The organism is Bacillus sp. AC266 (assembly GCF_979253805.1).
In genome coordinates this window covers 120,302-132,506 of the sequence record NZ_CEEDEC010000006.1, presented here as the reverse complement: position 1 = coordinate 132,506, position 12,205 = coordinate 120,302, and the positions used below count along the sequence as shown (strand labels likewise).

Here is a 12,205-nt window from a genome sequence, read left to right as displayed (position 1 = left end):
GAGAAGAGCAACGCATGTATAATGTAATCAAACGTCAATATAATTCAATTATCCAAGAGGTGATTCGGATTAACGAAGAAGTACAAAGGGAACTGGACCTATTAGTACAAAAAATTCGTGAAACCGTGTCTTCTGTCCAAAAAATCATCCTTTTTGGCTCTCATGCTTATGGCACACCAAATGAAGACAGTGATTTTGATCTTTGTATTGTTGTGGAAGGTGTAGGAGCAAGAAAAAGGGAAGTCATTAATCGTATCAATTGGGGTATTTACGATGTCATGGAAACACCAGTTGATATTTTAGTGTATGGACCTGAAGAGTTTCAAGAACGTGCTAACCGCAATGTAACCATGGAGCATAAAATTGCACTAGAGGGGAAGATTCTATATGAAAAATACTGAGGATCTAAAAGAGTGGCTATTCATTGCAAAATCTGATTTAGATTCTGCTAGTTACTTAACTCAGATGAAACCCTTCCCTACTGCAATTATTTGTTATCATAGTCAACAATGTGTGGAAAAACTTTTAAAAGGATTTCTTGCACTAAACGGTAGAACAGTCCCAAAAACTCATAACCTTTTAATGCTGCACAAATCGTGTCGTAAATTAGATGAGAAATTCTCATTGATTTTAGATCAGTGCGTGCAGCTGAATGGTTATGCTACAGACATTCGTTATCCGTATTTTGAAGCACTTACTGTTCAAGATGGATTAATGGCTATACAACATGCTCAAAAAGTCATGAGCTTTTATAATGAAAAGTTAAACAAGCTAAATATACATGAAATCGTAATTGATTAAAAATAGAGGATGTACATAAGAGAGAGTGCCTATAGAGAGGGACCCTCTTTTTCTATCTAAAAAAGAGGAGGAATGCTTCATAGTAGAATGAAATGATACTTTGCTATGGAGCTAACAATATAATGACGGCCATTTATACACAAATTAAAGAGGAAATGAAAAAAGTCTATTTATCACGTGAGTGTTGTTTTGTAGGGTACAGTGGCGGTAAAGATGGTTCTGCTATGTTGACATTGCTTTGGGATATGATTGCTCAGCTGCCGTTAGAGGATCGTAATTAGGTGTTTCATCATCATAAAGTTTTTTAACAAATTAAAGTTATTTGAAAATGACCATTATATAGTTCCACTAAAAGGCATATTTTTAAGAAGAAGTGGTACAATAGATGTGACAATATGTTCGGAGATTTATACGCTTAGTAACTAATAAGGGGGAAGTATGGAAATATTAAGTGCATCTAAATCGGATTTAGAAGAAGTATCACAACTTACCGGTCAAGCTTTAAATGAAGGGTCTGTAAACAGTTATACTGTCGATAATGCAAAAGCAACTAGCCTGATGGAAAAAGTATTAGCAAATAACGGTAAGCTCTTAGTGGTAAAAGAGTTGGAACAACTGGCGGGATGGGTGCTATTTGGCTCTCAAAAAGATAGCATCACTGATGAAGAAATTGGATTTATTTATGAGATTTATATTTTGAAGAATTATAGGAAAAAGGGATTCGCTAAAAGATTACTTGAAAAATGTATTACTGACCTAAAAACACAAGGTCTAAAAAATGTTCGTCTTGTTGTATATAAAGGGAATAAAGCAATTCAAATTTATAAGGAATTTGGGTTTATTGAGAATCGAATTGTCATGAATAAGGAGATTTAAGGTGAGTGTCCTTGTTGTACTGACGGAGGACATTATGGAATAACCCATAGAATTAAATGATTTTATTGTTATATTTTTAAGTTTGGTGAAATATTTTACATCAAAAATTTAATAACTTTTAACCTCATTAATCAACTTTAAAATCCTTGCTACACTTCATATGCAGCAAGGATTTATTTTTCCACATCCAAATTAAGCGACTTTGTTATTACTCTATACGACAAGAATATTGTAATTTCATAGTTTTTCCCTAAAAATGTAATTATTTAAACATCAGAATAATTATTTTTTTTTCGGTTGTATAGCTTTTAGAGTTTACCTTAAAGTCAATGATAATAGAGGAAACTAGAGTAAGGGTACATATACCCAACAAAACCATTAAACTTCTATACCCGATTTGATCTAGCAAAAATCCAATTAACACTAAACATAGTTGCATAATTGTTCGATCTAACATTGTTTTAAATGAAAAAAATCTTCCATGAATACTTGAAGGGACTTTTTGTTGAGCATATGTATATAAAAGGGGATTAAACATGCCGTATGCCAAACCAAATACACTAAAAGAGAAAATAGTTAGATAAAGGTTTGTCAATGATAATAAAATTTGAGCTATCCCCATCAAACAGCAAGCAAATAAAAGGATACGCACTTGTTTTTGATATCGTTTTATTACTCTTTTGATGAATAGTCCTGCAATTAATATACTTGTCCCTTCCATAAAATAGAGTATCCCCATGATTGAACCAGGTTGTCCCTTTCCAATCTCAATAACAAATAAATTAAAGCCAGAAATAAAGATTAGAGGGATAATGGATAATGTAAGAACTACTTTTATTGGATGATTATTTATAATGATGGGGAAAATATCCTTAAAATTAGTCTTGAGTTTTTTAGGATTCAATTGTATATCGTTTGGAATAACTAATAAAAAATTAATAAAGTATAAAATTACATAAGCGATGAGAGCAATGATAAATAATGTATATAAAGGAGCGACTGTTAATAAAAGGCCAGCTAATACAGCTCCAAAAATTCTTGACAAAGTGATAATATTTATATTAATAGCATTAACCGTAATTAAGTCATCTTCTTTAACTAAAGTTGGCAATATTGTTTGTATAGTAGGGTTAAAAAATGAAGCAGAACAGCCAATTCCTATGCTATAGATAACCATCCAATAAATTGACCCCGTATATATAGCAACTAACATTGATAAAACAGATGCAATTCTCATCAGTCCGACTAATTGTAATACCTTTAATTTAGAAGTAGAATCTATATAACGTCCTGCATAAGGACCTATTATAACCCCAAGGACACCACCAATAACAAGAAAAAAAGCCTGAAGAACATGAGATTTTATATGTATTTGTAAAAATTGCAAATTCCCAATTGTGCCGAACCATATACCTAATTGAAAGACTAGTTGACTTCCTAATACAATACATAAATTTTTGTTATGTATGATGTCTTTAAAGGATTTCATTTTAAGTCCTCACCTCTAAACCTAAAATCTCTCCCATGATTTTTAGCTTCATCACTAATATGTCCTATTCCAGATAGTCCGCAAACAATTTCTTTTTCCTTATCTATAAATAGCCTTTCTTCTACTAATTCGTCTTTAAGATGGCCAGTGAAAAAGGCACCTAATTTTAACCATGAAGCAACTAAATAGAAAGTCTGACTTAGATGCCCTACATCCATCATAATAATACGATATACCCTTGGACTCTTGTATTTCCACATAGGTCGTTCTAAACATGCTGTATAAAAAAAGAGGACAGATGCATTTTTTACATATTCTTGACCTGCGGCCATATCTATAATATCTGTAATTTTTTCTTTGTTAATCACATTCAATGAATGATTTTGAACATTGTAGTGATATAACCCTTCTTTTATCCCTGTTACATTAGTTATATAAGGATATACCTCAATAGGATGTCTAGCACCCCCAGAAGGACTTGTTTTAAAAAGATTGGCGCCAACTCCAAAATCTCTTTTACAAGACTGTGCCCCCCAAACAAAATAAAGAATTGTAGATAATTCAATTAGGGTAATAGGTTTTTCTGAGAAAGAACGTATAGTTTGTCTTTCTAAGAGAGTCTCTAGGAATTTTCCTTCTTTTTTAAAATCAGGAGTAGGTAATGGTATTTCTTCTACATTGTCATATATTTTATATATAGATGGTGCTTTTATATTTTGTTTCTTATTAACTAATCTTTCATAGTCCTGATTTACATCTAAATAATTATCTTTATGGAGTAATCTTGTATTAAAATGAAAATATTTAGCTGGGGTTCCCCATTCTTTCCAATTTACAAGCTTCATATCCTCTAGATTTTCTTTTTCTATTAATATATGAACTTCTCGAAGGCTTTTAATTATTTCCATCATTTCGTTTCTTGTTAAAGATGAAGTTCGATCTTTCTGTAGCTGTAGATACGCACTTTCAGGATCATTCCATTCTTTAAATAATCCTAAAATAGGGAAAACCGAAAGCTCTAAGCTATATTGTTCGTGTCTAATAAAATCATCTATCATGAGATGACCATTTTTCCAAAAATAAATCATATTTTCAGATATTTTCAACTGCATATCAATATCTCCTAACTTAAAAAAATATGTATCTCTTTTTTTAACGATAAATGACTGCCCTAGTAGGACAGTCATTTAAGCATTTTTAATTATTTTGATGGAGAAGTCTCACCGTGTTCTAAATCAACGCGATTTGTATACTCATTTTCACAAGGTTTAAAAATTTTCATTTCTCTCAACTCCTCTCTTTAATTAGAAAATTATTACAATCTATATTTTTCCATAAAAGATTACTTTTGTTAATCAGTAGTTTGAAAGTATTTTTTTTCTGAATATTTAAACCATCAAAAAAACAACTAGGTTATAAGAAAAGATGATTTATAAGTCTTTGGGAAAGAGGGCAAAATAGCATAAAGAGATGCTTATTCAACTGTTAATTCAATCTATGAAGAATGAACAAATGTTTAAAAAAGATGAACCGATTTTATCAACGTTAGTATAGTTCTTTTATCACACAAACATACAGTTGATCAAATTTCACAAGTAACCTTAAATTTGATCAACTTTTTTTCACAATAGGTGAGTTTCTTCTATTAAAGTATTTCTAGCAAACTGTATATGGCTCATATTTAGCGATACAAGCTCTTGCAAGGATAAACCATAGTTTACTACTAAATTTATTATACAAGCGTTTCTATCCATGATTAGAGGTCCATATTTAGCCTGTCTTTCAGTTAACTCCTTTGTCGAAAGTATTGTTTGCTTTAAAAGCTTTTCTTCCGCTTTAGTAATAAAATCATTGTCACTTAGTAATTGATCCGGAATTAAAGAGAGATGAATACCATTTAATGGGCTAATTGTCTCGTTCATTTTAATCACCTATTTTCTTTGAATATATTATAACAGAAAGTAGGTTAAAGACTTGCTACCGCCCTTTGCTACGCACGGTTGCTGGCATAACAAAAATACAAACGGACAAACAACCCTTTGCATTTTTGTTATGTTGATTATTATTTACAAAGCCAAATGAATACGGCTATTATAATACTCCAAAAAGGAACTACAAAGACTAATCCCCAGATAATCCCTTTGAAAAATTTAATCTCGTTATACGTATTCGTTTCTATATAAGTTGTATCTTTTAGTACAGCCATGTTTGATCCTCCCAATATTAATTGTTTATTAAAATGAAAAAAGGACAAACCTCGCCCTGGTAGGGATACGTAGGTTTGTCCTTTAGTATGTGGGTAATGATACATTAAATTACCATTATTATAACTGAATTAACAAATATTTTCAATTAGATATGACATATTATTAACAAGCATACTAGTAATAATAAAATCTATTATAAATATATATCTTATATATTAAAAAGAAATAAAGATAAAACTTTTATAGGTTATCAAAAATAGTGAAATGACTTACTCCGGCAAGGCGAAATTTGATGTAAGAACGTAAAAAATCATAAATAGCAGAAAATGTATCCGTAGATTCAATGATTATTAGACTTTCAATTCTACAAAAAAGCAGAAAGAAAATTATATGTTTCTACATGAAATCGGAAAGAAAATGATACAAATCACATTATATTTATTCAACCATGTAAATAGGACTTATTTCCTTTATTTTGGTAAATGGAGCAGTATGTAGCGTCCAATTATCCACAATTTGTTCAGATAATGGAGCTATTTGTTAACATTACTCAGTATTTACACATAACTCACATTATTATTGATGATTTTAATTAGATAAATGCAACGACACTAGTATTCTCAAGGATATTGGGGAAATATTATTCACATTTGATCATATTTGTCCTCATATCCACTATTTTTATAAATATCTTTCTGATTTTTTGTAGATATAAAATCGGATGTTTTACTACAGATGAAGAATATTCAATGTGTAGTGTGGAGATTCTTCTATAGGTAGAAGAAGATTTGTATAGAAATGTATAAAAAAAGACTCCATTTTACATGAAGTTCTTCTGATTTGGTAATTATAAATAGAGTAGTAGAAAAGGGGTGTTAATGAAACAAACACGAATAGCCCTCCACTTTCGATTTTTTCAAAAATAGAGAGCTCGTTGCTATTATTTTATTTCCATTGCGGTTAGCACCTGATCTGGAGCTGTTATTGTTACCCCAGCACGTACTAAACGTTCGAAGGTACGCATAAACTCTAGTAAATTAAACTGCTTTGGTAGCTCAATAACACGAAGTTTTTCTTGTGGCAGCTTATCAATTGCTTCGATAAACCATTCACGTACATCACTTGGAATCGTGCGTTCTTTATGGCCACGAACTTTTAATTTTTCACGCATTTCAATTTCTAAAGCGATATATGCATGGAGATTCACTCCCTGATCATATGCATATTTTCTAAATAACGTTTCTTCCTGGTATTTTAGATAATTACGGTGATAAGACTCTTCCGTCACTGGTACCGCAAACTTCTGCTTCAGTAGTGCATGCACATTTTTAAACATCTTCTTAATGTTGCGAAGAGAGTACATGGAATAATGTAGACCGAAATTAAAGACAGCTTGTTCACGGTCACTATTTCTCTTTTTTGGTACATGTTGCGCAATAAGAGGGTAGATGCCTTCTTTCGCCGCAGTATCAAGAATTTGATATTGAGATGTTTGATGCAATAATTTTTTCAATGTATATACAATTTTCGTTGGGTATCCTTCTTTTCGATCAACCATGTCACGAAGTCCACGAATTACACCACGAATTTGACGATGACAAGTATGCTTTAATACATGAATGAACTTATTCATGTCTGAAGACAGTTCACCGATATTCATTTCTTGTAGAACTGATTCGATGAATTTTGCTTTACGAGCATAGGTAGCTTTTGGTGTAAATGGATCCCTGTGTTGCTCTTCTCCAGATTCTTTCGTACATAAGAAGTCCGAATGGATAGATAGATATAAGGTTGTATATCGTTTTGTATGCCTTACACCTTTTTGCATTTTGCAAATTTTGAATAGGGGATTACCCGTACATGGTAAAGCAGTTGTTAATTCTTCGATAACCGCACGGATTTGGTGCGGATATTTTTTATGTAAGAAACGATACATCCCACCAAAGTGAGTTTTGTTGCCCCTTTCGTCCTGCTTGTCTAAAGAACGCTTTAACGTTGTTTCGGTATGTTGTTGCATAGAAATGTCTAAGAATAGTTTCTTAGCTGCTACAGATAGCTTAAAGAAAGCCTTTGTAAATACAACAGGACTAATATATACGTACGGATTTGCTTTTTCTGTTTCCTCATTCATAAAATGAGTGAGTTTGATTGTATATCGACCATCTACTCCATTTTCGATAGAGATTATGTTATGTATGCTTAATTTCTTTAGAGCAATATAGAACTGAGAATGCTGGATGTATGCAAATTCTTCTTTATATTGCTTGTAATCTTCCCACATCATATGTATCGTTACATTTGGAATGACACCATTAGTAAAGCATTTTTTATGTAGGTATAAGAACACTTCAAAATCTGCATTCGTAATACCATATAACTTATGTTTTCTTCCTGTTTTTTCTGCAGGTGCAGACATTGCTCGACGTGAAAAAGATGGTTTAGCTTTTTCGACAAAGCCTTCTACATCCGCAATACGTTCTTCGTATGTCATGTGCTGTAGAATATCTTCTAAATATGTATCTTTATAGCTGTAGTACTTCTCCTCAAATGTTTCCACAAACTTTTGCCAAGATTTTAGTGTTACCAAAACCGCGTTTGTCGTTTTTCCATTTAAGCTACGTTGATTTTGAATAACAAATGATTTTCCCATCTTTTTCACCTCCGTTCTGCAAATTCAGAAATATATGTCAAAATACTATAAAATATACCAATTTTGATTATAGCAAATCGAAAAATGGTGAAAGGTGCTCCTTTAAGAAGAAAGATAGCAACTTGCAACAGCTTATAAAGCTAGGTGTATCAAGGGATATGAGAATTCTATTAATTTTTTTTGTGTTAAGGATACCGCAAACGTGTTGCAAGTTGAATTATATGTATAAGAATAAGTAAAAAGTCATCTCCCCACTTGATATATAAGGGATTAGATTGAAAATGACAAAAAAGTTAGGGTAAGGATACCGCAAACGTGTTGCAAGTTAAGAAGTACGCTTATTAATCATGAAATATAACGATTATCGTTGATGTGATAGGTTTAATTAGATTTGTATGGATTACGATAGGGTGAGGATACCGCAAACAGTGTTGCATCTTATGCGAAAAATAAGGGTAAGGATACCGCAAACGTGTTGCAAGTTGAATTATATGTATAAGAATAAGTAAAAGCACCTAATTCCTTGATATATAAGGGATTAGATTAAAAAAGACAAAAAAGTTAGGGTAAGGATACCGCAAACATGTTGCATTTTATTTGAATAACTTGTTGTAAGTATAAAAAAATCACTCGAAAATTTAAAAATAGAACGATTTTTTGTGTAATGTATTAGGTTGAGAAAAAAATATACTGTTGCAAGTTAGACGAAATAGGGTAAGGATACCGCAAACATGTTGCAAGTTGTAGAGTAAAGGAAAGAAAAGCGCAAAAGGAATGCAAGTAAAGAGGAATAGGGAAAAGAAAGAGCAAACGTGTTGCAAGTTGTAGAGTAAAGGAAAGAAAAGCGCAAAAGGAATCAAGCAAAGAGGAATAGGGAAAAGAAAGAGCAAACGTGTTGCAAGTTGTAGAGTAAAGGAAAGAAAGGCGCAAAAGGAATGCAAGCAAAGAGGAATAGGGAAAAGAAAGAGCAAACGTGTTGCAAGTTAAGGAATTAAGGAGAAGAAACCGCAAAATCTTGTAAATATCTGTTACAATAAATTAAATATAATAGTAGTAAAGATTTTTATGATGAAAACTACTTTGTTGTGATCCATGGTTTAGGGAGGAATATAAAGTGGATAACTTATTACAAATGTTCCGAGATGCATTGCTAATCTCTGAGCCAATTTATAAAACGAACGAGCTATTATGGAATAAGTGGAATGCGTACTTTAAAGATGTTGAAAACAATAATAACAAAGTACTAACCTCACACTATGCTTCTCCATCATTTACTGCATTAGTATCTTGGTTAGAGAAAAAGCAAGAATCCGGAATTACATTAGTACAAATTTATGCGAAGATTGATTCTTATAAGGAAGAAATATATAAGGAAATTGAAGAGTATATAGAAAAAGAATTTCAGAATGTAGCGCATTCAAATTCCATAATATTAGAAAATGATCAAAATATAGATAAGACAAATATAGTGAACCATGAGGATTATTACGAAGTAAATAATTCTGCTGTTTATTATAAACTAAGAGATGGAATTGCAAAGAATCAATTTGAAGAAGATGAAAAAAGTAAAGTCCTACAGTATCCCATTGAAACGAAGTCTTCTAATGGGGTAGCTCAACTTTCTTCACACAAAGACGAGGATTTAAGACTTACAAACAATGAAGAATCAGCTCGATGGAATACCCTTGTTGATGATGTAATGAGTAATATGGATGATTTGACGGCAGACTGTTTAGATGCAATTACAATACAGTGGATAAATGAGGCGAAATCTCCAGATGAATTCATTGATTTTTCATACGAGCAAGTTTTAGAGATGTGCAATATTCCAAAGACAGTCGTCAAAAATAAAGAATATTATCGAGCGGAAGATAAAATTAAAATAGCAAAGAGGATTGCGGCTTTAGCAAGTATTTTTATCTATTTAAATGATGATAATGAGGTCGTAGTACTAAACGATCGTGATGACGAAGGAGAACGAGTAGAATTAAAGCGTGAGGTTATTAAAAGGTTATTTGTTTTAGATTCGGTTGTATTGTGGAGACATAGTGTTACAAACGAATATATGGGGATTGAATCTTGTCGTATTAAGCCAGGTAGTTTTTTAACGAATTATTTATACGGATCAAATAATACAACAGCATTATTGTCTAAAAAGGCCCTTGAATACAATAGTTATAGACATAAATATCATAAAAGGTTAATTCGATACTTAACATGGCAATGGAGAATTAGACAAATGTATTCATCATTGAAAAAGCCCTATTCTATAGGAGGGGACAAGGGGCTACTAGCAGTAATGGATATTCCAAAAGATTGGAAGCCGAATCGTATTAGAGAACAGCTAGAGAATGTTTTAATGGATTTAGAAAATGAAAAAGTAATCTCTCATTGGGAGTATAGTGACCCGCTTGATGAACAACAAATTGGGAAACGTAACTGGTTTAAAAATTATTACGCTAACTTAGGGATAACTATTTTACCACCTGAGGAAATGCTACAGTCAATGGATAGTGGAATAGGAAAGAAATTTATAGAGGAACCACAAGAGCAATTACCTGTAGTAACAGTTGTTGAAGAGGTTAGGGAGACTGTGGAACCAGTCGAACAAAGAGAGAAGAAAATTCGGGATCAAATACTGAAAGTGCATAATGAAAAAAATGTAAGTATTCGTGAAATAGCAGATGAAGTTAGTATTTCGCCATCTACGCTGTCTAGATTTTGTAATTATAAAACAAAACGATTGTCTAAAAAAGCATTAGAAAAGTTAACGAAATGGTGTGAGAGACAAGAAATACTAGAAAAAATGTAATGTAGACTAAAAACTACTCTTAGAAATAGCGAAAATGAAAATACACATACATTATGTATGTGTATTTTATCGTTTTCTGACAGAAGACTCCTTCCTCAAAAATGTGAAGGTGTGAAACATCAATTTTAGGTGGGAGATGAATGTCAGTAGGCGGAAGCCTACGTTTTTTTGTATACTGTAGATATACTATGAAAAAGTGAGGTGCAACCTATGTTAGTAAATAAAGCATATAAATTTCGTATCTACCCGAATAAGAAACAAGAAATATTAATTGCTAAAACTATCGGTTGCAGTCGCTTTGTATTTAATCATTTTCTTGCTCTTTGGAATGATACTTATAAAGAAGCTGGAAAAGGGTTAACCTATCCCACTTGCTCTGCTAAGCTTACTCAATTAAAGAAGCAACAGGATACGATTTGGTTAAAAGAAGTAGATAGTATCGCTCTTCAATCCACATTAAAAAACCTCGCAGATGCTTTTTTACGTTTTTTCAAGAAACAGAATGATATGCCACGATTCAAGTCTAAAAAGAATACAGTTCAATCCTACACAACTAAGCAAACAAATGGAAATATTGGAATTGTAGGCAACACAATAAAATTACCGAAACTTGGCCTTGTTCGCTTTGCTAAAAGTCGTGAAGTGGAAGGGCGTATCTTGCATGCAACGATTCGTCGTAACCCAAGTGGTAAATGCTTTGTATCTATCCTTGTTGAAACAAACGTACAAGAAATGCCTAAAGCTGAATCCACTTGTGGAATGGATGTTGGATTAAAAGATTTTGCCATTCTTTCTGATGGCACAACATACAAGAACCCTAAATTCTTCCGTACATTAGAAGAAAAGTTAGCGAAAGCACAGCGTATCCTTTCTAGAAGAACAAAAGGTTCTTCGAACTGGAATAAACAACGTGTGAAAGTTGCGCGAATCCATGAACATATTGCAAATGCAAGAGCTGATTACTTACATAAACTTTCTACTGAAATCATCAAAAACCACGATGTTATCGGTATGGAAGACTTACAAGTCAGTAACATGCTCAAAAATAGAAAGCTTGCAAAAGCGATTAGTGAAGTATCTTGGTCACAATTTCGAACTATGTTGGAATATAAAGCAAAATGGTATGGCAAACAAGTTGTTATGGTATCTAAAACATTTGCTTCTAGTCAATTATGTTCCAATTGTGAATACAAAAACAAAGAAGTTAAAAATCTAACAATTCGTGAGTGGGATTGCCCTTCTTGTGGCGCACATCACGATAGAGATCGAAATGCAGCGCTCAATCTTAGAAACGAAGCAATTCGTCTCTTAACCGTAGGAACTACGGGGATCGCCTAATGAATTAGAAACCGTTAGGTTTCCGTACTTAG

9 protein-coding genes and 2 pseudogenes are annotated in these 12,205 nt (G+C 32.4%); 6 read left to right on the top strand and 5 right to left on the bottom strand.

Annotated features, from left to right (window positions below; translation table 11 throughout):
• Positions 1 to 14 precede the first annotated feature (14 nt).
• The 4 genes and pseudogenes from AC0IXC_RS22710 (at position 15) to AC0IXC_RS22695 (ending at position 1,677) form a co-directional block, all read left to right on the top strand.
• Positions 15 to 401, top strand: coding sequence for a nucleotidyltransferase domain-containing protein (locus AC0IXC_RS22710; RefSeq protein WP_471653367.1), 387 nt, complete (start codon positions 15 to 17; stop codon positions 399 to 401).
• Positions 388 to 801 carry a HEPN domain-containing protein gene (locus AC0IXC_RS22705; protein ID WP_471653366.1) on the top strand — a complete coding sequence of 138 codons (414 nt, stop codon included), beginning with the start codon at positions 388 to 390 and terminating at the stop codon, positions 799 to 801. The genes AC0IXC_RS22710 and AC0IXC_RS22705 overlap by 14 nt, the downstream gene beginning before the upstream one ends.
• A gap of 122 nt (positions 802 to 923) precedes the next feature.
• A pseudogene (locus AC0IXC_RS22700) lies at positions 924 to 1,076 on the top strand (phosphoadenosine phosphosulfate reductase family protein); the annotation flags it as partial.
• Between the two features lie 163 nt (positions 1,077 to 1,239).
• The gene (locus AC0IXC_RS22695; protein WP_471653365.1) at positions 1,240 to 1,677 is read left to right on the top strand and encodes a GNAT family N-acetyltransferase; all 438 of its coding nucleotides are present in this window, start codon (positions 1,240 to 1,242) and stop codon (positions 1,675 to 1,677) included.
• Between the two features lie 262 nt (positions 1,678 to 1,939).
• On the opposite strand, the gene AC0IXC_RS22690 is transcribed toward AC0IXC_RS22695, so the two are convergent.
• The 5 genes and pseudogenes from AC0IXC_RS22690 to AC0IXC_RS22670 form a co-directional block, all read right to left on the bottom strand.
• Positions 1,940 to 3,166: an MFS transporter gene (locus AC0IXC_RS22690; protein WP_471653364.1), complete on the bottom strand. Its 1,227-nt coding sequence runs from the start codon at positions 3,164 to 3,166 to the stop codon at positions 1,940 to 1,942.
• Complete coding sequence (locus tag AC0IXC_RS22685) at positions 3,163 to 4,278, bottom strand: SagB/ThcOx family dehydrogenase (RefSeq protein WP_471653363.1); 1,116 nt, start codon at positions 4,276 to 4,278, stop codon at positions 3,163 to 3,165. Before AC0IXC_RS22685 ends, AC0IXC_RS22690 begins: the two co-directional genes overlap by 4 nt.
• A 531-nt stretch (positions 4,279 to 4,809) precedes the next feature.
• A pseudogene (locus AC0IXC_RS22680) lies at positions 4,810 to 5,076 on the bottom strand (integrase); the annotation flags it as partial.
• Positions 5,077 to 5,228: 152 nt separating this feature from the next.
• Positions 5,229 to 5,372, bottom strand: coding sequence for a hypothetical protein (locus AC0IXC_RS22675; RefSeq protein WP_471653362.1), 144 nt, complete (start codon positions 5,370 to 5,372; stop codon positions 5,229 to 5,231).
• 941 nt (positions 5,373 to 6,313) lie between these two features.
• On the bottom strand, positions 6,314 to 8,023 hold the full coding sequence (locus AC0IXC_RS22670; RefSeq protein ID WP_471653361.1) for a hypothetical protein: 1,710 nt from the start codon (positions 8,021 to 8,023) through the stop codon (positions 6,314 to 6,316).
• A gap of 1,114 nt (positions 8,024 to 9,137) precedes the next feature.
• On the opposite strand from AC0IXC_RS22670, the gene AC0IXC_RS22665 reads away from it, so the two are divergent.
• Both AC0IXC_RS22665 and tnpB read left to right on the top strand, forming a co-directional pair.
• Positions 9,138 to 10,835 (top strand): helix-turn-helix domain-containing protein, encoded by a 1,698-nt coding sequence (locus tag AC0IXC_RS22665; protein ID WP_078205758.1) that lies wholly within the window; start codon positions 9,138 to 9,140, stop codon positions 10,833 to 10,835.
• A gap of 210 nt (positions 10,836 to 11,045) precedes the next feature.
• Positions 11,046 to 12,173: an IS200/IS605 family element RNA-guided endonuclease TnpB gene (gene tnpB, locus AC0IXC_RS22660; protein WP_471653479.1), complete on the top strand. Its 1,128-nt coding sequence runs from the start codon at positions 11,046 to 11,048 to the stop codon at positions 12,171 to 12,173.
• Positions 12,174 to 12,205: the final 32 nt, after the last annotated feature.